This window comes from Ochrobactrum teleogrylli (assembly GCF_006376685.1).
In the GTDB taxonomy this organism is placed as follows: Bacteria; Pseudomonadota; Alphaproteobacteria; order Rhizobiales; family Rhizobiaceae; genus Brucella; species Brucella teleogrylli.
This window is the reverse complement of the sequence record NZ_VEWL01000002.1, coordinates 391,711-411,916: the sequence shown is the minus strand read 5'-3', so window position 1 is coordinate 411,916 and position 20,206 is coordinate 391,711. Positions and strand designations below refer to the sequence as shown.

Below are 20,206 nucleotides of genomic sequence, written 5' to 3'. Positions count from 1 at the left end.
GGCGCGTCCGCCGACAGGCGCGTGGAAAACGAAAGCTGTAGCGGCGGAGCGGCTTTCACCCAAAATTGGAGAACGGCACTTGTACGCCACAGTCGCAAATATGGTCGAGCGTTTCGGCAACACGGAAATGGTCCGGCTCTCCATGCCGGAAGATCGTGAAACCGAAACACTTGATCCGGCCAAGATTGAAGTTGCCCTGGTCGATGCCACGGCTTTGATCGACGGCTATCTGCGCGGGCGTTACAAGGTGCCGCTCGCGGACGCGCCCAAGGACATCGTTCGCGCCACTTGTGTTCTTGCCCGCTACGATCTGGCAAAGAGTGAGCGCACCGAGCCAACCGAACAGATGCGCCTTGAGCGCAAGGAAGTCATTGTCTGGCTGGAGAACATCGCCAAGGGTTTGATCTCGATCGAGGCGACATCTGCCGGAACCTTCGGCAAATCGAATGGCCCGCGCTTTTCCGGTCGCCCCGCCATTTTCTCCGATGAATCGCTGAAGGGTTGGTGAGATGGCAGAACCCGAACTCACCAAAGCACCAATCCGGGTCATGGAAGCAGCCATTCTCGCGCGGTTACGCCTCGCATTCCCGGAAAAGAAATTCCAGATCAGGCGCGTTCCAGCCGTTCTGACCGTCAAGGAATTTGAACGCGTCCTACATACGACGCCGTTCATCGGTCTCGCCTGGATGGGTCTTCAGCCCGATCGCGACCACGGTCGCTTGCTGTCGGGCGTGGCCAACTGGCGGCTTGTCCTGGTCGTGAAGGCGTCGAGCAATCTTGATGCCCGCTTCAAAGGTGATCGGTTCGACATCGGCCTTGATGCCATGATCGACGTGTCGAGCGTGCTTTTGAGCGGCTGCACCTTGCCGGACATTGGCACCTGCACAGTCACACGCGCTGAAGCCATTTATGCTGATGGTTGGGCCGACGACGCCACGGTGCTTGCCCAAGTCGATTTTGACGTGCGCTTCACATCTCCTCTCGCCGCCTTCCAGATCAAGACGCTGGATGATCTCAAGTCGCTCGGCATCACCTGGATTACGAACGGCGAAGAAGACCCCGCCATTTCCGAAACCATCAACACCGAGGAAAGCAATGCTTGAGAAAAAGCTGAAGCTCGCGCCCGGCCGCAACGTGCCCATGGAAGATGGCCGCGACTGGCCGAAGGACGGCGCGACGGTTCCCGTCACTCATTATATCCGCCGCCGCATCAAGGACGGCGATCTGATCGAGATCGGAGCGAAGGCCGTGGCTCCCGCGCCCGCCGTGACGGAACCGGAAACCACCACTGAAGAGACGGCCAGCAAGGCCAAAACCGGAGGTAAATAAGAATGGCCGACTTCACCTTTGACGAAATCCCTTCCGACTGGCGTTCTCCTGGCACGTTCCTTGAGATCAAGCCGAACTATCGCAATCTGGGCATCTTCGATTATCCGGTGCAAAATCTGATCATCGGCTTGAAGCTCGACACCGGCACATTGCAGCCCGGTACCATCACCGAAGTGGTGCGTGGTACCGAAGGCCAGGCGCTCTTTGGCGTCGGCTCGATCGGTGCTGAACAGGTTGCAGCCTTCCGCAAGGCCAACACCACCCAGGCATTGTTCGTGATGGCGGTTGCTGATGACGCGGACGCGGTCAAGGCAACCGGCTCCTTCACCTTTGGCGGTGCGGTTTCAGCTTCGCTTGTTCTCCGGTTCAAGGTGGCCGGTCAGCAGGTGCGATTCACCGCCCAGTCCACGGCTACGATCGCGCAGCTTGCCGCAGCACTTGCTGCTGCCATCAATGACAATGCCAGCCTGCCGGTCACCGCGACCGCTGCTGCTGGCGTCGTCACGGTCACCAGTCGCCATGGCGGCGAGGTCGGCAACGACATTGATCTGCGCGTCGATGTCGAAGCGCAGCCATTGCCGTCCGGCCTGACAGTCGCAGTCGCGCCAATGTCGGGCGGTTCGGGTAATCCCGATTTGACCGACGCGCTCGATGTGATCGCCAACACCTGGTACACGGCAATCCAGCATCCGTTCAGCGATCCGACCAATATGGGTATCTTCGCTGACTTCCTCACTGCTCGATATACCGCCATGTCGAAGCTCGATGCGCATGGCTATGTCGGTAAGCGAGGCACGTTCGCAGAACTCGGCACCTGGGGCCAGTTGACCAACTGCCCGTTCCTGACGGCGGTGGGCCTGAACGGTTCTCCAACCAGCTCGTGGGTTTTGTCGGCGGCGGTGATGGGACTAGCCAGCTTCCATTTGGCGAACGATCCGGCTCGCCAGCTTCGTTCGCTTCCGGTTCCCGGTGCCGTCGCGCCGAGGGCCGTCGATCAGTTCATCGATACCGAACGTGATCTCCTGTTGCGCCGTGGCGTTTCGACCTTCGAATGCCTGTCGGACGGTTCGGTCACGATCTCACGCCTCATCACCACCTATCGGAAATCCAATCTCGATGTGGATGACGAAGCGTGGCTCGACATCATGGTGCCCGCCACGCTTTCGCGCATACGTTATGACTGGCAGTCCTATGTCTCGCTGCTCTATCCGCGCGCCAAGCTTGCGGATGACGAGGAAGGTGCGGCATTCGCCACGAACACGTCCGACGACGACACTGGCAGTTCGGTGGTCACGCCGCGCCGCATGCATGCCTCCTGGGCGGGCCGTTGCCGCAACTACGCCGATCTCGTCTGGGTCGAAAGCGTGGAGGACACCATCAAGCAGAGCGTGTTCAAGCGTTCGAAGAGCGACAAGAACCGCCTCGAAAGCCGCCAGCAGATCAGGATCGTCGGCAATCTGATGGTTCTGGCCGGTTCGCTGGAATTCCAGGTCTAAGGGTAAAGGTAGGATCACATGGCACAGGTACTTGGCATTGTGGACATCATCTGGCGGGGACAGAACATCCCCGTCGAGAAGGGTGCAAAGATCAAGGTGGGCGGCATCAAGAACAATGCCGTCACCTATGGCCGCAAGGTCGGTCGCGCGCAGGAATTCGAGGCGTCGGAAGTGACGGCGACCACCAATCTGGAGAAAGGCCAGCGCTATGGCAATCTCTGGGATGAGGGCGAAGGCGAATTGCAGGTGGTCTGCGACACCGGCCAGACCTTCACCTTTGCCGACGCGTTCCTGACCGACCACCCGGAAATCACGGGCGGCGAAGGCGGCAAAATCGAACTGAAATGGGCGGGCGGCGCTCCTGAAGAGGTGCTTTAATGGCGAAGAATATTGTTGATCTCGACGTCACCGACGAAGTGCTCCCGATCAAGGATGTAGTGGTGGATGAGGATAACCCGGCCTCACTGGCGCTCACCGCCGCCGCTGATGTCATTGAGGATATCGATCCAAACGACCGTCTGCCAGATCGCGCCATCCAGAATGACAATGGTTCGGTCACACTGCCCCTGCTTTATCCGCAGAAACTCACCATCAAGAAGGATAGCAAGGTTCGGGAGGAAACTTATTCCGAGCTGACCTTCCATCGTCTTAATGGCGCTGATCAGCGGGCCATTGCTGCAACATCGGAAGAATCGACAAATGTGGTGGCCTTCTCCCGATCGACAAAAATCAGTCAGGCCATCATGAACGTCCTCTACGACAAACTGGATGCAGCTGACATCACCGCAGCCGCGCAGGTTCTTTCCTCTTTTTTGGGGAGTGGCCGGAAGACTGGCAAGTAATCCTCGGCGGTATCGCCGATGGATCGGGCTTCTCTGCCGCCGAGATTGAAAGCTTTGATGCCAAAACTGCCGCCTTCTGGTGGAATTGTCTGATGGCTTTTCGCAACACCTGCAAAAAGGAAGAGTAGACCATGGCTTCAAAAACGATGGCGCTCGATGTTCTGGTCAGGCTTCGCGATCAGCTCTCCGGTCCGATGCGCCGCCTGCGCAATGGCCTTCAGCAGCTGTCCGGCTTTGCGCGCCGTATCGGGGTTCTCGGTACGGCGATCGCCGCCATCTCCTTCATGGGGCCAGTACAGGAAGCGGCTGCATTTCAACAGCAACTGCTCGATATTGCAGGCACGGCGGAATTGTCAGGCAAGGCCGCATTCGACTTCGCCGCGAAAGCCAAAGTGCAGTACGAGGATCTCGCGCTTGCGGTCGGTCAGATGTCGGAAACGGTTGCTGCCGGTGCAGGTCAGATGATTGCGGCCGGTGTCGATCGCAGTCTGATCGATGCAACGCTTGGCGATATCGGTCGGGCCGCAACCGCTGCCAATGCCGAGTTTTCTGACATGGCAGGCGTCACCACGTCTCTTCTCAATAACCTGAAGGTTCCGGCCGACCAGATCAAGGATAGCCTGGGCGCGCTCGTCATGGCCGGTAAGGCCGGGTCTTTCGAGCTGAAGGACATGGCGAAATATTTCCCGCAACTGACCTCGCAGGCTGCAAAGTTTGGCGTTAAGGGCCGTGAGGCGGTCAACTTCCTCGCTTCGTCCCTCCAGATCGCCATGAAAGGTGCCAGCGATCCATCGGTCGCGGCGAACAATTTCAACAATTTCCTGTCCAAAGCGTTGGCCCCCATGACGCAAAAGAACTTTGCGAAGATGGGCGTCGATATTCAGGCCGTCATGCAGGATGCCGCTTCCAAGGGCATCAATCCGCTGGAAGCCATGCTCCAGAAGGTCGGCAAGCTGACCGGCGTCGGCGAAGGCGACATCGCCAAATACATGAAGGCCGCAGAAAAGAACGGCCTCAAGGGTGCCGATGCCGTGGCGGCTGTCCGTGAGCAGCTTGAATCGATCGGCGCGGCCGGAAAGATCGGCAAGCTGTTCGGCGATCAGCAGGTATTGGACTTCCTCATTCCGTTTCTCGCCAATGTCGAGGAATACAAGGACATCAAGAAAACCGTCGCGGCCGCAACAGGCGCGGCCATTGATGCCGATTTCGAAACCCAGATGGCAGGCGACAATCGCCAACTCGCGATCTTCCGCGAGATCGGCACTCAGGCAGTGCGTGAGGTCGGTTCCGCTTTTGCATCCTGGCTTCCGACCATCAACCCGCTTCTGATGTCGGGCATGCGTGCCCTGCGCGAATTTGACCAGGCCACGGGCGGTTGGGTGAAAACCCTTCTGACCGGCGCTGGCGGCGTTGTTCTCTTGGTCGGCGCGCTTGGCGCGCTCGGCGTTGCGTTACCGATCATCGGTGCGGGGCTTGGCGCAATCGGTGCCTTGATCGGCGTGTTGTTGTCGCCACTCGGCGTCGTCATCGGCCTCATGGCTGGTGGTGCTTTTCTGGTTTGGCGGAATTGGGAGACACTTGCGCCCAAGTTTAAGGCTGCGTGGACCTCCATCCAGACAGGCGCACTGGGTGCCTGGGCTAGAATTAAAACGGTCTGGGGTAAGGCAGCGCCATATCTTCAGCGCGGCTGGGAACGGCTCAAAAAAATGGGAGGCCAGCTCTGGGATGGCCTGAAACAAGGAAGCAATCGCGCGTGGACCGAATTGAAGACCACATGGTCTCGCGTTCAGCCATACTTCGAGCGGGCATGGAGTGGCCTGAAAAGCATAGGCGCCCGGTTGTTCAAAGGATTCGCTGCCAATGCGAACAACGCATTCGCGACCATAAATTGGGATAATCTGGTCCCTAAAACCCTCGATGCGATCTACGACAAGATCGGTAAAATCTGGGAGGGTTATAAGGCGATTTGGGAAGGCATTGCCCCGTCTTTCGATCAAATGGGCAAGAACCTGCAAAGTGCGTTCTCAAACTTTGGTGACGCCTGGAGCAACCTCGAACGCTTGGCTTCGGCCCTAGGCCAACTGATCGGTTTCAAAGACGGTGCGGGTATAGCTCTTCGTGAAATCGGTCTGGAATTTGGCAAATTCATTGGCAAACTCGGTGAGTTTGGCACGAGTAATATCTCGACCTTTGCATGGGCAGTTAATAGTCTTTTCAAAGGGCTTGCCGATCTCGCAGAATGGGCGGCAGGCAAACAGGCTATGCCGAACTGGATGCAGATTTTCCCCGATATGGCAGGGCGAGCAGTCAATGTCATCGCTTCCGGTGTCGAAAAACTCTGGGGCCTTTTGCAGACGCCGATAGAATTGCCGGTGCTTGCCTGGGATGCGCTCGCGGCTGGTTTCGAACCCGTTTACAATAAAATCAAGGGCTGGCTGGACAGCATCGTTGGAGCCATTCAGGCCGTCAAAGCTGCCATTCTCGGCGTGCCGGACGATGTGCAGAACTTCAACGGCAAGATCACGGGAAAAGACGCGCGCGACGCACTGAACGGCAATCTTGTGGTGCCGCCGCTACCTGATCTGAAGCGGCCCCCATCTGCCAATTCGAACGACCCGGAAAAGCGGGCAAGCCTTGAGACGCCGACGCGCATGGCTGCGATTCCCTCATCGCAACAGTCGATCAATGTCGGCGGCGATATCCGCATCAAGGTGGATGGTCCGGGCAAGGTTGTCGGAGGCTCGTCCGATAACAAGCGTGTGCCGATCACGACGGATCGCGGTCGATCAGTGGGGCTGGCATGATTTTCGATAGCGTGAGCGATATACTGCCGGGGCTTCTCCCCGCTTCCTACCGGGGCATTTCCTTCTTCGTGCCGGATACCTCGACACAGGTTGGCCGCCGCGTGGCTGAACATCTTTTTCCCGGCATCGATGTCGCCGCCTATGATGATCTCGGCCTCGCGCCGCAGACCGTCCAGATCGAAGGTCTGATCGTCAGCGATAGCTATATTGCTGAAGCGCAGGCGCTCAAGGCCGCATTCGAGATGCCGGGACCGGGCACGCTTATTCATCCATGGCTTGGGCCGATGCAGGTCATCATGGAAGAACAGGCCGAGATTTCGTTCTCGGCCTACGAGCTGCGCGTCGTCCGCTTCAACGCCACGTTCACGCGCTATAATGGTGCGAGCCTTCTCGGGTCGTTTTCCACGGCTTCGTCGCTGATCAGTGCCACCTTGTCGCTCGTCTCGCTGGCGCTTTCGCTGACCACGTCACCATCCAAGCGGACGCTCTCACGTCTTCGTACCGACGCCACGCAGCGGACCTCGCGCCAGATCGTCTCCTATTGGCAGTCGAGCGCCGGTCAGGCATCGAGCATTATTGCCGCCGCTTTGCCGCAGAACTTGCCCGCTACGCCGGAAACACTCGGCCTTGCCGCGAGTGCCGTGACAGACGCCATCGTCAATACGGTTCCCGATCTGGCGGGCACGCCAGCCGTTGCGCCAGCTGCCGAGACGAGCAGCTCTTCGATCGGGCTGACCGCCAGCCAGGCGCTCGACCTGTGTGCTTCTGCCGGCAGCGAATTTGTCAGCCTTGCCGGCGACACGCCATCGCGTCCGGACACGGTTCTTCTGGCTGGCGTTGCAGGTGATGCGGTTGCCAAGGCGGCGCAGCTCGCCGCCTATGTCGAGTTCGGCTCGCGTTCTGAAGCCGCCGCCTTGCGTGACCGGCTGGTCGGCCAACTCATTATATATACCGACCTGCTCTCCAGCCTGTCCGATTCCGATTTTGCAGCGGAAGTAAGCGCCACCATTCGCGCCGTTCGCGACGTGCGGCTTTGCCTGATCGCCGATATCAACGAGGCCATTGGTCGCCTGCCGGTTTCGCGCATCATCGAAACTGACCGTGCCACCGACGCCTTCCAGCTTGCCAACCATCTTTACGGCGACGATCCAGCTTCGATCGAGGATGGGTATCGGTCGATCATCGACCGCAACCAGCCGCGTCACCCGGCCATCATTCCAGCCGGACGCGTCGAGGTGATCGAATAATGACCCGCTCGATCTATCTGAAGGTGAACGGCCAGATTTTCGACCAATGGACAAGCGCCAGCGTCACCCGTGACCTGAAGGATTTCAGCGGCGCTTTCAGCTTCGAACTGCGCGACTATAGCCGGTCGCTTGCCAGCTTCGATTTCGCTTCGCCATCGAACGCCGTGTTCTATCTCCGGCCCGGCCTTGAAGCTGAAGTCTATGTGAACGATGAGATGGTCCTGAAAGGTTCGATCGAGACGGTCGCGCCGGACATCGATGGGGAACATGCCGCAGTCTCGATCAGTGGCAAGGACAAGGCGGGCGATCTGGTGGACAGCACGGCCGCGCCAAACGGTCCATCCGAGTTCAACAACGTCAAGCTGGAAGATGCCGTCAAACGCATTGCCGAACCGTTCGGCTTGTCCGTTCGATCCGAGATTGATACCGGCGATGCATTCCCGCGCTATGGCATCGACCTTTCCGAGACAGGCATCAGCGCCATCGAAAAAGGCGCGCGCCAGCGCCATGCCCTGGTCATGTCTGACGGTGTCGGCGGCATCGTCTTGACCCGCACCGGCGCGAACCGCGCTCCGGCTTCGCTAACGCTTCCGGGCAACGTCAAGGCGTCCAGTGGGCAATATTCCCACAAGGACCGGCATTCGAAGGTCATTGTGCGGGGACAGTCGGAAAAGGCCGCAACCGCACGCGATGGTCGCGCAGCTGCACTGTCAGCAGGTGGCGCGCCTGTCAGTCCGGAAGATCGACAGGCAACGGACGGCTCGGCAACCGAGCGCGAACGGCGCGGTGTTGTCGCCGCCGGTGAGGCCGTGGACGATGAAATCACCCGCTATCGCCCGATCGTCCACCTCGCGCGCTCCAAGGCCGACGACAAGGCATGTGGCGAGGAAGCCGACTGGCGCATGCGCACCAAACGCGGCGGAAGCGAAGAGATCGCCTACCGGGTTAAAGGCTTCAGCGCCAATGGCCGTCTTTGGCGCGTTAATGAGATCGTGCCGATCGAGGATAGCTTCCAGGACGTTTTCCGCGACATGCTCATTTCCCGTGTCACCTTCCTCCTGGACGAAGATGGTGGCCGGGAAACGGAAATCGCCGTCACGTCGCCGGAAGCCTTCGATAACAAGCCTGTAAAGGGCCGTCGAAAGAACCTTAAAAGCCGCACGAAGTCGGTCAAGAAGAGCAAATCGGGCAAGTCGAGCGGGCCACTGGACGGCACTGCCTCGGCCTTGTGAGGTCCAGCCATGGAAAAAGACACAGCCGATAAAATGCGGGGCATGGTGCGCCGCGTGGTGCTGAAGAACATCGTGGACGATGGCGAGACGCAAACGGCGTCGGTCGAGATTGCGCCGGGCGTCTGGCGTGACAAGGTTGAAATTCAGCAGCCTTACGGGGTTGCCAGTTCCGTGCCCGAAGATGGTGCCGTTGGTCTGGCGATCGCCATTGGTGGCAACGAGGACGATCTGGCCATCGTGTCGATCAGCAATCCTTCGGCGCGCATGGGAAACCTGAAGCCCGGCGAAGCTGCTCTTTATAATCAGCACGGCGATGGCATTCTGGTCGGTGCTGACGGAATGATCAGCATTCAGGCCGGTGCTTCGATCGTTCTCAAGGTGGGCGGCGTGACGGTGACGGTCTCGGCTGGTGGCGTTGCCATCGAGGGCGGTACAATCACGCATGACGGCATTGTCATCGACAAAACTCACACGCATACAGATGTTGAGCCAGGCGGCGGTCTCAGCGGACCGCCTCCCGGTGGCTGATAAATAATCTGTTTCGTGCCCGCTTCGGCGGGCATGATTGTTTTCGCGCGCGCGCGATAAAACCGGGCATGTTTTACGATGTGGCACTCATCTATGACCCGGAAACGCGCCGCGCTGATCTCGAAATCGGCGCGGATGGCGATCTCGTTATTGATGAAACGCCGGTAACAGCCGTTTTGCTTTCGGTCGGTCTCGACCGCCGTGCCAATCCCGACGATCCTTTGCCGCTTGGTCGCTCTCAATTCCTGACACAAGCTGGCATCGATGAGCGCCGGGGTGCTGCCGCAGACGCACTTGATCCATCCGGTGACCGTATCGGTTCGCGCTGCTGGCTTCTCGACCGCGCCAAGCAAACCGAAACCACCCGCCTTCTTTATCTGAGCTGGCTTGGCGAAAGCCTTGATTGGGTGCGCCGCGACTTCGGTACCGCTGCCGAGATCGAGGCAAGCTGGATTGCGCCCCAGATGCTGGCTTGGCGCGTCCAGGTCGATGACACCAGCGTTTCAGGCCGGAGGACTGCATAATGTCGTGGCCCGTTCCAACCGCCAAAACCATTGCCGAGCGGATTGCAGCCGCCATGGAATACAGTATTTCCATCGTTCGGCCTTTGGTTGATCCGCTGGCGATTTCCCGCGCGGTTCGCTCGGCGCGTGGGATGCTTGCCATGATCGGCCGTGCTGTCGCTCTGGAAGTGCGCGAGATCCACGATCATGTCGCATGGTGGGGCAGACAGTATTTTGTCGATACTGCCGAAGACGAGTTCGTCCAGCGCCACGCCGACATCTGGGGCATTGCGGCCCGTGCTGCCACCCATGCGGTGGGCAATCTGGTGGTTGAAGGTGCTGCCGGTGCGCAGCTTCCGGCTGATCTCGAAATCGCCGGTTCAGATGGCACATTGTTCCTCACCACGGCCACGGCTGTTATCCCGGCTGGCGGCAGCGTCACCGTTCCGGCCAAGGCCGCTGTTGCAGGCCCGACCGGCAACATCGAGGCGGGCATTCGCCTCCGCACGGTCACCGCCTTTCCTGAAATCAACCGTATCACGGTCGCCGATGGTGGTTTCGCTGGCGGCGCTGAAGCCGAAACGCCAGCCGAGCTTGCAGCCGCGACCATCGCTCATATCCGCCAGCGCCCGCATGGTGGCGCAGGCTTCGATTATCCGACCTGGTTGCGTGAGCAATTTGACGTGCGCGCCGTGAAGACGGAAACCGATTGGGTGGGGCGTGGATCGGTCGGCGTCATTGTCGCCATGAAGGACGGCACGTCCGCCCGCGCACCGACCGAATCGGAAATGGCCGAGCAACTCGCCTATCTCGGCGCTCCGGGATCATCTTCCGGCGTTCGACCTGTGACCGCCTATGTCGTCATCGTCCCGGCTGAAATGCGCGAAATCCCGATCACCGTCCGTCTTCGGCCCGACACGGTCGCCACCCGCGCCGCCGTCGAGGAAGCCTTCGCGGCCTTTATCGCGACGATCGGTGATGACAGCGATGATCAGAACGACAGCCCGATCGGAGCCATCATCGAGCCATCGCGCATATCCGAAGCGATCTCGGCCGCGTCAGGGGAATATGCGCATGACCTGATTTCTCCATCTGCTCGCTTCACGCTCGATCGCGATCAATATCCGCTTCCGGGCACAATCACTTTTGAGGACCCGCTATGACCCGGCCGCAATCCTCAATCCTCGCCAGTTTGATCGGTAAGTTGCCTCGCGGCTTTGCGCTCGGCCGACGCGGCGGCGTTCTTGACGCCATCCTGGACAGCATCGCCAAAGTGCTCGTTGAAGGCGAAGCCAGCGCCGAGCAGCTGATGAACGAAATCGATCCGCGCTCGGCTGTTGCCCTGCTGCCGGACTTTGAGCGCGTTCTTGGTCCTGATCCATGCGGTCGTGATCTCGGCAGTCAGACGCTGGAGCAGCGCCAGCGCCGGGCGCATCAGCGCTGGATCGCTAAGGGCGGTGCCAGCATTCCGTACTACGTCAGGATGGCCGCAAGCCTCGGGCACACCATCGAGATCGAAGAGTTCTGGCCATCCAAGGCCGGAGTGCTTCGAGCCGGTCAGCCCCTCATTGCAGAGGGCGAGCAGTTCACATGGCGCGTGAAGCTGCAGCTTATCTCGGAATGGATTTTTCGTGCGGGCGTTAACACGGCAGGTCAGCCGCTCGGCGGCTTCGAGATCAGCGATATCGAATGCGAGCTTCGCCGTTTGAAGCCCGCGCACACACAACTTGTTTTCTCATATCAGGAGAACTGACATGGATCGCGTCAACGGCACGGATTGGGTCGATATCGGCGGCGGGAGGCGTGGTTTCCGCTCGCAGAATGCTGCAGCAGGTGTCTCCGGGACTGAGGTGACGGACAAAATCCTCAACGATATCCAGGAGGAAATTTGCGCCGTCATTGAGAAGGCTGGTTTCGATCTTGACCCGGAAAACCAGCAACAGCTTTGGGAGGCACTTCTTCAGATAGCCGCTCCAGGCTTCGCCAACCGCTCGCCATGGATGCCTATCGTATCCATGACGGTCACGTCGCCTCCTGTGAACCCTCAACTCGGCGACGCTTATGTAATTCCGGCCAACGCGACGGGCGATTGGGCGGGACACTCCCAAAAAATCGCTGAATGGTCGGGAGCAGTTTGGCGCATCTTTACGCCGAAGAATGGGCACGGTGTTGGTCTGCCGGATGGACGTGTTTTTCAACGTATTGGCGGCGTCTACGCCGAATGGCTGGCCTCGCGTGAGTGGGTTGGCGGATATGCTACTGTCATCGAGGCCATTGCGGGCATTCTTCAAAACCGGATTATCTCGCCATATACCCTTGCCGCCGTGTTGAAGGACCGCTTCGGCGACAATCAGGAACGGCTTTCGACTTCCACTAATCCAGTCTTCCCTGAAGTACTCAATGCAACCGGAAAGCTCGCCATTAGCGTTTCCGGGTTATCGGTATCCGTTTCGGCTGGGCAGAGTTGGATGCATCGCGGCGTCTATCGCTACTCATCTGACGACTATTCGTCGGCGCAGCGAACCTTCGCTGTGGTGAACAACAAGGAATATCATCTTCGCTGGACGCCTTCTAACGGCTTTGCGCTCAAAGACCTCAGCGACGTCACCTATAATCCGACTGCCACCCAATCCTATAATGCGATTTTCGACACCCTGTACGACGACATGCTTTGCGCGTCGGTTACTGTCACGGGCGGTGTCGCGACAGTCACGTCTTTAGTGAATAAGGCCGAATTACGCGGTCGGGCAACCCTTTCCGGTGCGGCAAACATTCTCACAACTGGCAACGGCAATGACGGTATTCGCTATCGAGCACAATGGTCGCTCCAGTGGTCCCGCGTTCCCTTCTATAGCGTTTCAGGCTCGACTGCGAATACCGGCGGCGTCGAGCTTCACGGCTATGCGAACCAGATTGAGATACTCGCCGCCACCCGTCACATTGTCGAGGCGCAAGTGACCAGTGACTATAATGCGGTCATCGACGGAGTGGCATCGGGCATCCTTTACATGTCAGCTTTTGCGTGAGGAAAGAGTCATGTTTGCAATAATCAAGGATGATCTGGTTATCGGCACAATGATGGGGACAGTCGATGGGATCACGATCCCACCGCAGCTCATCGATGTACAGATTGATAGATTACGGTTCCACAACGGCGAGTTGATTGATGCCTCTGAGTGCCGCGACTGGTACATCGACGAACTTGGCCAGAAGCACATTGTTGCGGGTGAGCGATGGCAGGCAATCCAATGCGGCATTGATGATCGGCTCGTCCGATCTGGTGCCGATGGATGGCAGATGGATGCTCTTACAGCCATCAAGGATGCTTTAAAGCGCCAAGTAGATGCTGGGGCCGAGGCCGAGCGCCTGAAGTACATTACGCCGGGCGCGGGTCAGGCCATGACCTATCAACAGAAGGTCACTGAGGCACAAGCGTTCAAAGCGGCCTCCAACCCGCAGGCTTCTGATTATCCAATTCTGTCCTCGGAAGTCGGCATTACCGCTGAAACGCTTTCCGAAGTGGCCGATGTCGTCCTTACGGCCTTTGCGCAATGGCAGCAGATCGGCGCAATGATCGAAAGCATCCGCCTCGGCGCGAAACGCGACATTGATGCAGCCGAAGACGAAGCTGAGGCCCGCGCCATTGTTGATGCCATCATCTGGCCTTCTGCACAGGTGCAAATATGACGGCCGTAGTCGGGGTGCTCCTGGACGAGTTGCGCGGCCTGTTATCGATCGAGCATGACGGTTCGATCACGTGGGACGAGCTTCAGGAACTGAAAAACGAGTATTTCGGCGCTGATGCTGTGGCGATCGAGGTTTATCCACCGCACAGCCATGTCGTGAACAGTCTGCCTATGCGCCATCTCTGGAAGCTCGGATCGGGCGAATATTGGCCCGATCTGACCGGCCAGAAGCTGGTTGGCGATCTGACCTTGCGTGATCGCGAAATCCTCACACGGTCAGAGATTGAGTTTCACCAACAGAGAGCCGCTTCGCGCGCGACGGAGAATGGACGGGCATGACGGCTTCACGATATGGGACTTCACCTAATGCTTTTGCAGTGGAAGTGTCGCCGGAAATGGCGACAGCGATCCATCAGGGCGTATGGGAAGCAATCGCCGGTCAATGGTCCTTGCCCCGCCTAAAAGAAACATTAGCAGCAAGGCGCGTGCCCGGCTTTGCCGATCTGACCTTGCGTGACCGGGAAATTCTCACGCGAACCGAACTGGAGTTTCTCGGCCGCAAGCCGAGCTAGGGACGGCCACGTCAATTCGTGGCGGCGGGCCGATCCGGCAAGATAGAACCCGCCCGACAGCCATACGAGATAACCGTCGCATCCGCGCCCTTTCGGGCAAGCGGCTTGTGACTGATTCTTGGATATCCGTACATATGAACCTTCAATCGAACTTCACCGCCGTTGATCCGGTTTCGCCGCCTGCTGCTTACATCGGTGGCAAGCGGCAGCTTGCACGACTCATCTGCGAACGCATCGCGGCGGTGCCTCATTCAATCTATGCAGAGCCGTTCGTCGGCATGGGCGGCGTGTTCTTCCGGCGCTCGTTTGCACCTCGCGCCGAATTCATCAATGACCGCTCCGGCGATGTGGTGAACCTGTTCCGCATCCTTCAGCGGCATTATCCGCAGTTCATGGATACGCTTCGCTTCCAGATCACCAGTCGCCGCGAGTTCGAGCGCCTGAAGGTCAGCGACCCGGCTACCCTTACCGATCTGGAGCGTGCTGCCCGATTCCTTTATCTCCAGCGCCTATCGTTCGGCGGGAAGATTGTCGGTCGCACATTCGGTATAGATCGCAGCGGCGGTTCCCGGTTCAACCTGACCACGCTTGCGCCTTTGCTTCAGGATGTGCACGAACGCCTTGCGTCGGTCGTAATTGAAAACCTCGACTGGTCCGCGTTCATTGATCGGTACGACCGGCCAGAAACGCTGTTCTATCTCGACCCGCCATATTGGGGGACGGAGGATTATTACGGCAAAGAGCTATTCGGGCGCGATCAGTATGAAGTCATGGCCGACCGTCTCGGACGACTGGCAGGCCGCTTCATCCTTTCGATCAACGATGTGCCGGAAATCCGTGCGATCTTCGCGGGCTTCAAGATCGAGGAAGTCGCACTAACTTATACGGCAGCAGGTGGTACCGGAAAGCCTGCTCGTGAAGTGATCATTTCTCACTGAGGGTAAAACCATGGAGCCTACGCTCGGCAGTCTGTGGCGTGATGAAAACGAGACACCGACTATTTGGTTGTGCGGATCGCAACTGAGGATATGGCGAGCCGCTGCAAGAATGGTGATCAGGCTTATCTGTGGGGTTGGTCCGATACCAGGGACGCATACAGCCTGATTGCTATCTCCCTTCGCAACACGAGCAATAACTCGACAGTGTTCATGAAGGTGCCGGTTACGATTCGTTTGGAGGATGACACCGCCCGGTGGGGATTGATCGTGCTGTATCAGGATAGGAAGGACAATCGCCTCTGGGCGGAATATGCCGACGAGTTTCTCGACGGCCGATACCAGCAGCTCACCGATGCCGATAGATGAAATCGTGTACGCCACAGCATGCCTTGACGTTCGCACAATAAGAGGGGCTTAAATGCCCCTCAAGCTATCTTTAAAAGGACGCTATTGGAAACGCGGTTTGCTGCAAAACCCGGTGTCAAACACTGCAAAATGCGACGGCGCGCTACAGTTGGAAAGAGAATTTTTCGGTAGCGGTTAGCGAATGGTAGCGGAGGAGGGATTCGAACCCCCGACACAAGGATTATGATTCCTCTGCTCTAACCTACTGAGCTACTCCGCCACGCGTCGCTTTGCAGAAGTTTTGTCGTCGCCGTTTCCGGTGGGACAAAGCATTGTTCCTGCAAGGAATGGCGGCGGTATATGTGGGGAATGAAACCCTGTCAAGCACTCTTCGCACAGGTTTCGTCTTGTTTTCCATCATTTGCACCGATAAGGAACTGTGCATAAGCAAAGGCATAGTTTCATGGCACCTCGTATTGCGGTTTTGGGTTGCGGCTATTGGGGCGGCAACCACATTCGTACCCTGAAGAGCCTCGGCGCCCTTCAGGCGGTCTCCGACGCCAACCCGGCAAATGCCGAACGATTCGCTTCCGAATTTGGCGTTCCCAATGTTCCGGTTGATGAATTGTTCACCCGTCCCGACGTGGACGGCATCGTTCTGGCCCTGCCTGCACAGTTCCACGCGCAATATGCGACCGAAGCTGTGAAGAACGGCAAGGATGTTCTCGTCGAGAAACCTATTGCGCTCGACGTCCCTTCGGCGGAAGCCGAAGTTGAAGCCGCGCGCGAAAATGGTCGCATCTTCATGGTCGGCCATGTTCTGCGGTTCCATCCGGCCTTCGAAAAGCTTCTCGACATGGTCAAGAGCGGTGAACTCGGCGATATCCGCTATGTTCATTCGCATCGCGTCGGTCTTGGCAAGTTCCACGCGCAGTTCGATGCGCTGTGGGACCTGGCGCCGCACGATCTGTCGATGATTCTCGCCATCACCGGCGAGGAACCCAGCGCCATTCGCGGCGAAGGCACGGCCATCATCGACCATCTGAACGATTTTGCGCATGTTCACCTGGAGTTCCCGAGTGGCATTCGCGGGCATCTTTTTGCCTCGCGGCTCAATGCCTATCGCGAGCGGCGCCTGAGCGTGACCGGCACCAAAGGCATGGCCGTTTTCGACGACGGCGAGCCGTGGGACCGCAAGCTCGCCTTCTACAAACACGAAGTCTGGCGGGAAAACGACCAGTGGGCTTTCAAGTCGGCAGAGCCGATCTATATACCCGTCGAGGAAGGCATGCCACTCACCCGCGAGTTGCAGCATTTCCTGCGTTGCATCGAAACCCGTGAAACCCCGCGGACTGACGGCAAGGAAGCCATCAGTGTCTTGCGGATCTTGACCGAAGGCTCGGTGCAGCACACCAGATAAGACGTTCGCGGACGGAGCTTTACGTTTCGTCAAGCGGTGTTACAGCATTCGCAAAACTTTGAACGCCCCGGCCATGGCAGGACGGCGCGCAAGCGAATAAATAGGTGCCAAGGATTCGCACGTTGGTTCGTGCGAGGCCAACTCTATGGAGCCAACATGCAGTTTATTGATCTTGGGGCGCAGCGCGCGCGTATCGAAGACCGTCTCAATGCCGCCATTTCCAAGGTTGTTGCGGAAGGCCGCTATATTCTCGGGCCTGAAGTGGCCGAGTTCGAGCAGAAGCTCGGTGAATATCTGGGCGTTGAACATGTGATCGCCTGCGCCAATGGCACTGACGCCTTGCAGATGCCTCTGATGGCGCGCGGCATCGGTCCCGGCCATGCCGTTTTCGTTCCGTCCTTCACCTTTGCTGCGACTGCGGAAGTTGTGGCGCTGGTCGGAGCAGAGCCTGTTTTCGTTGATGTCGATGCCAACAGCTACAACATGAATGTCGAACAGCTTGAAGCTGCCATTGCCGCTATCCGCAAGGAAGGCCGTCTGGAGCCGAAGGCAATCATTCCGGTCGATCTGTTTGGCCTTGCTGCCGACTATAACCGCATCACCGCGATTGCCGAGCGCGAAGGCCTGTTCATCATCGAAGACGCTGCGCAGTCCATCGGCGGAAAGCGCGACAATGTCATGTGCGGCGCATTTGGCCATGTAGGTGCGACCAGCTTCTACCCGGCCAAGCCGCTCGGTTGCTATGGCGACGGTGGCGCGATGTTCACCAACGATGCCGGGCTTGCGGATACGCTGCGTTCGGTGCTGTTCCACGGCAAGGGCGAAACCCAGTACGACAATGTGCGCATCGGTATCAATTCGCGTCTCGACACGATCCAGGCTGCAGTTCTGCTGGAAAAGCTTGCGATCCTCGAAGACGAGATGGAAGCACGCGACCGTATCGCCAAGCGTTACAACGAAGCGCTGAAGGATGTGGTGAAGGTTCCGGCTCTTCCCGCTGGCAACCGTTCTGCCTGGGCGCAATATTCCATCGAAAGTGAGAACCGCGACGGGTTGAAGGCGCATCTTCAGGCTGAGGGCGTTCCGTCGGTGATCTATTATGTGAAGCCGCTGCATCAGCAGACGGCCTATAAGCATTATCCGGTTGCGCCGGGCGGCCTGCCGGTTTCTGAAGCTCTGCCATCGCGCATTCTGAGCCTGCCGATGCATCCCTATCTGTCGGAAGCCGATCAGGACAAGATCATCGGCGCCATCCGTGGTTTTCACGGTAAGAAGGCCTGATCTGATCAGTTCGTTGAAGAAAAAACCCGGCGAAAGCCGGGTTTTTTTATTTGCCAGTTTTTTCCAGCCGTTTTTCGACGCGTTTGGCGACGAAGCGGGCAATCGCCGGTCCGGCGAAAAGCACCACGAAGAACCGGCTTGTCTGCATGGCGATGATGAAGGGCAGGTCGACATTGGTGGATGCCGCGATAATGGCAACCGTGTCTGCGCCACCGGGGCTTGTCGCGAGGTAAGCGGTGAGGGGATCAAGATCGAGCAAGTGGCCAAGCGCCATACCGAACAGACCGCAGACGGCGATCAGGATCAGGGTCGAAGCCAGAACGGCGGGAAAAGCCCGCGCCGCATGGGCGATGATTGCGCGTGAGAAGCCAAGCCCGATGCGCCAGCCAATCAGCGTATAGCTGATCGCCAGCAGCCATGGCGGCAGATCGATGGTCATGATGCCGGTATCTTGCAGGATCGCGCCCAACACCAGCGGCACCAGCATGGCGCCCGTTGGTATGCGCGAGATATGCCCCAGAAAGGCACCGCCAAGGACGAGAAGCAGCGTTGCGCCGAGGCTGGACGGGTTGAGTGGTGGGAACCAGTCTACCGCGGCAGGGGCCGCCATCTCCACGCCCGCGCCAAGGCGCACGACGAGCGATGCTGTGGTCGCAACCAGCACGACGCGGAGATACTGCATGAAGGCGACGAGGCGCGCATCCGCGCCGAAGGATTCCGCCATCAGCGTCATGGCGGTGGCAGCACCCGGTGACGAACCCCACACGGCGGTGGTTCCCGGCAGGACGCGGAACCGCGCCAGCAAATAGCCGATCAGTGTGCTGGCAAACAGCACGAAGAGCATCGAGACCAGGATAATCGGCAGGTGCCTGCCCATATTGGAGAAGAACTCGGGCGTGATGGCGCGGGCAATCAGCAGACCGACCACCGCCTGCGCAAGTGTCGAAAGCTGGCTGTGGACGCGCACGGTACTTTCGCCAGCCGCCATCAGGATGCCGCCGACCATTGCGCCCAGCAGCAGGGCTGCCGGAAGATGCAGAACTTCGCCTGCAAAAATCAGGACAGCCGACACCAACAGAAGCAGGCCCCACTGGAGCAGCTTCGGGATTTTCCTGAAATTGAATTTGTCTGGGGCTGGTTGAAGCCCTGAGGGGGCGGATTTTTGCATTGCGCTTCTTCCCTACATGCGGGTGAGGCGGGATGCAAACCAAGTTTCCATGACTGCGACGGCGTTTGTTGGTAACGGATTGCCGTTCGGTGGGCAGGCTATGCATAGACGAAAAGACGCCGCCCCTCGCAAGAAGGGCGACGCCTGAAAAAGAACAATCGTTTTGCCGTGGATCAGCCGATCATAGCGCGACGCTGATTGGCCGGGCGCTCGACGACTTCGCGTGGCGCCTTGCCGCCGTCGCGCTCTTCCAACGCTTCCGCCTTGGAGAGTTCGATCTCGGCCACGGCCAGTTCTGCCTCGGCTGCTTCCTTCTGCGACATCAGATCGCCGATCGAACCGAACAGGTTGTCACGCCGCTGGCGTGCAGCCTTGGCGAAGGTCGGATAGGCAAAATGATTGATATCGGTGATGCCAGCCTTCTTTTCTTCCGACAGGATCTGAGCGTCGAGTTCCCCCGCCATTCGCTCGAACTCGCCGATCATCAGGTCAAGCTGGCCCAGTTGACGGCGCTTTTCCTTCACCTGGAACAGTTTAAGCCTCACCAGGCTTTCACGTGGCTTCATACGCAATACTCCTTGAACACCAACCAGCTTCCATGTGTTGGGGCGTTCCCCCCGGACTTGAAGCACAATCGTATCGACTTCATTTCAAGTCGATCTGATTGGGCTTTATTAACAGGTGTGAATAAACAAAAAACGTCCGTTCACACCGCGAATCCCCCGCGAATCCAGCCCCTACAGGGGGAAAGCGTCGCGGCCGTTGTCAGAAATCACCGTTTACAACGAAACAAAAAGTTAAGATTTTGCTCGTTT

Annotated in this window: 23 protein-coding genes and 1 tRNA gene; 21 read left to right on the top strand and 3 right to left on the bottom strand. The window is 58.5% G+C overall.

Annotation, left to right across the window (positions count from 1 at the left end; translation table 11 throughout):
• Positions 1-79 precede the first annotated feature (79 nt).
• From FIC94_RS06075 to FIC94_RS05985, 19 genes are all read left to right on the top strand, one after another.
• On the top strand, positions 80-508 hold the full coding sequence (locus FIC94_RS06075; protein ID WP_140024270.1) for a gp436 family protein: 429 nt from the start codon (positions 80-82) through the stop codon (positions 506-508).
• Position 509: 1 nt separating this feature from the next.
• Positions 510-1,103 carry a hypothetical protein gene (locus FIC94_RS06070; RefSeq protein WP_140024269.1) on the top strand — a complete coding sequence of 198 codons (594 nt, stop codon included), beginning with the start codon at positions 510-512 and terminating at the stop codon, positions 1,101-1,103.
• Entirely contained in the window at positions 1,096-1,329 is a 234-nt protein-coding gene (locus FIC94_RS06065) for a DUF2635 domain-containing protein (RefSeq protein WP_140024268.1), read from the top strand. The genes FIC94_RS06070 and FIC94_RS06065 overlap by 8 nt, the downstream gene beginning before the upstream one ends.
• A 2-nt stretch (positions 1,330-1,331) precedes the next feature.
• Positions 1,332-2,825: a phage tail protein gene (locus FIC94_RS06060; protein WP_140024267.1), complete on the top strand. Its 1,494-nt coding sequence runs from the start codon at positions 1,332-1,334 to the stop codon at positions 2,823-2,825.
• Positions 2,826-2,843: 18 nt separating this feature from the next.
• Entirely contained in the window at positions 2,844-3,203 is a 360-nt protein-coding gene (locus FIC94_RS06055; protein WP_140024266.1) for a phage tail tube protein, read from the top strand.
• Positions 3,203-3,667, top strand: a complete 465-nt coding sequence (locus FIC94_RS06050; protein ID WP_140024265.1) for a hypothetical protein — start codon at positions 3,203-3,205, stop codon at positions 3,665-3,667. Before FIC94_RS06055 ends, FIC94_RS06050 begins: the two co-directional genes overlap by 1 nt.
• A gap of 131 nt (positions 3,668-3,798) precedes the next feature.
• On the top strand, positions 3,799-6,471 hold the full coding sequence (locus tag FIC94_RS06045; RefSeq protein ID WP_140024264.1) for a phage tail tape measure protein: 2,673 nt from the start codon (positions 3,799-3,801) through the stop codon (positions 6,469-6,471).
• On the top strand, positions 6,468-7,718 hold the full coding sequence (locus FIC94_RS06040; protein ID WP_140024263.1) for a DNA circularization N-terminal domain-containing protein: 1,251 nt from the start codon (positions 6,468-6,470) through the stop codon (positions 7,716-7,718). The genes FIC94_RS06045 and FIC94_RS06040 overlap by 4 nt, the downstream gene beginning before the upstream one ends.
• Positions 7,718-8,950, top strand: coding sequence for a phage baseplate assembly protein (locus FIC94_RS06035; protein ID WP_140024262.1), 1,233 nt, complete (start codon positions 7,718-7,720; stop codon positions 8,948-8,950). Before FIC94_RS06040 ends, FIC94_RS06035 begins: the two co-directional genes overlap by 1 nt.
• Before the next feature lie 9 nt (positions 8,951-8,959).
• On the top strand, positions 8,960-9,478 hold the full coding sequence (locus FIC94_RS06030) for a phage baseplate assembly protein domain-containing protein (protein WP_140024261.1): 519 nt from the start codon (positions 8,960-8,962) through the stop codon (positions 9,476-9,478).
• A gap of 68 nt (positions 9,479-9,546) precedes the next feature.
• Positions 9,547-10,002 carry a phage GP46 family protein gene (locus FIC94_RS06025; RefSeq protein ID WP_140024260.1) on the top strand — a complete coding sequence of 152 codons (456 nt, stop codon included), beginning with the start codon at positions 9,547-9,549 and terminating at the stop codon, positions 10,000-10,002.
• Positions 10,002-11,144, top strand: a complete 1,143-nt coding sequence (locus tag FIC94_RS06020; protein ID WP_140024259.1) for a baseplate J/gp47 family protein — start codon at positions 10,002-10,004, stop codon at positions 11,142-11,144. Before FIC94_RS06025 ends, FIC94_RS06020 begins: the two co-directional genes overlap by 1 nt.
• On the top strand, positions 11,141-11,734 hold the full coding sequence (locus tag FIC94_RS06015; protein WP_140024258.1) for a YmfQ family protein: 594 nt from the start codon (positions 11,141-11,143) through the stop codon (positions 11,732-11,734). Before FIC94_RS06020 ends, FIC94_RS06015 begins: the two co-directional genes overlap by 4 nt.
• Before the next feature lies 1 nt (position 11,735).
• Entirely contained in the window at positions 11,736-13,007 is a 1,272-nt protein-coding gene (locus tag FIC94_RS06010) for a DUF2793 domain-containing protein (RefSeq protein WP_140024257.1), read from the top strand.
• A 10-nt stretch (positions 13,008-13,017) separates the two neighbouring features.
• The gene (locus FIC94_RS06005) at positions 13,018-13,668 is read left to right on the top strand and encodes a hypothetical protein (protein ID WP_140024256.1); all 651 of its coding nucleotides are present in this window, start codon (positions 13,018-13,020) and stop codon (positions 13,666-13,668) included.
• Positions 13,665-14,006, top strand: a complete 342-nt coding sequence (locus FIC94_RS06000; RefSeq protein ID WP_140024255.1) for a DUF7694 domain-containing protein — start codon at positions 13,665-13,667, stop codon at positions 14,004-14,006. Before FIC94_RS06005 ends, FIC94_RS06000 begins: the two co-directional genes overlap by 4 nt.
• Positions 14,003-14,239, top strand: a complete 237-nt coding sequence (locus FIC94_RS05995) for a hypothetical protein (protein ID WP_140024254.1) — start codon at positions 14,003-14,005, stop codon at positions 14,237-14,239. Before FIC94_RS06000 ends, FIC94_RS05995 begins: the two co-directional genes overlap by 4 nt.
• Before the next feature lie 134 nt (positions 14,240-14,373).
• Positions 14,374-15,177 carry a DNA adenine methylase gene (locus tag FIC94_RS05990; RefSeq protein WP_140024253.1) on the top strand — a complete coding sequence of 268 codons (804 nt, stop codon included), beginning with the start codon at positions 14,374-14,376 and terminating at the stop codon, positions 15,175-15,177.
• 63 nt (positions 15,178-15,240) lie between these two features.
• Positions 15,241-15,543 (top strand): hypothetical protein, encoded by a 303-nt coding sequence (locus FIC94_RS05985; RefSeq protein WP_180917915.1) that lies wholly within the window; start codon positions 15,241-15,243, stop codon positions 15,541-15,543.
• A gap of 182 nt (positions 15,544-15,725) precedes the next feature.
• Here the strand turns inward: FIC94_RS05985 and FIC94_RS05980 are convergent.
• Positions 15,726-15,802: transfer RNA gene (locus FIC94_RS05980), tRNA-Met, on the bottom strand.
• 183 nt (positions 15,803-15,985) lie between these two features.
• Between FIC94_RS05980 and FIC94_RS05970 the strand changes: the two genes are divergently transcribed.
• Positions 15,986-16,942, top strand: a complete 957-nt coding sequence (locus tag FIC94_RS05970; protein WP_140024251.1) for a Gfo/Idh/MocA family protein — start codon at positions 15,986-15,988, stop codon at positions 16,940-16,942.
• 156 nt (positions 16,943-17,098) lie between these two features.
• On the top strand, positions 17,099-18,223 hold the full coding sequence (locus tag FIC94_RS05965) for a DegT/DnrJ/EryC1/StrS family aminotransferase (protein WP_140024250.1): 1,125 nt from the start codon (positions 17,099-17,101) through the stop codon (positions 18,221-18,223).
• A gap of 46 nt (positions 18,224-18,269) precedes the next feature.
• Here the strand turns inward: FIC94_RS05965 and FIC94_RS05960 are convergent, their stop codons facing one another.
• Together FIC94_RS05960 and FIC94_RS05955 are read right to left on the bottom strand one after the other, a co-directional pair.
• The gene (locus FIC94_RS05960; protein WP_140024249.1) at positions 18,270-19,391 is read right to left on the bottom strand and encodes an AbrB family transcriptional regulator; all 1,122 of its coding nucleotides are present in this window, start codon (positions 19,389-19,391) and stop codon (positions 18,270-18,272) included.
• A gap of 173 nt (positions 19,392-19,564) precedes the next feature.
• Positions 19,565-19,957, bottom strand: a complete 393-nt coding sequence (locus FIC94_RS05955; protein ID WP_078338800.1) for a flagellar export protein FliJ — start codon at positions 19,955-19,957, stop codon at positions 19,565-19,567.
• Positions 19,958-20,206 lie beyond the last annotated feature (249 nt).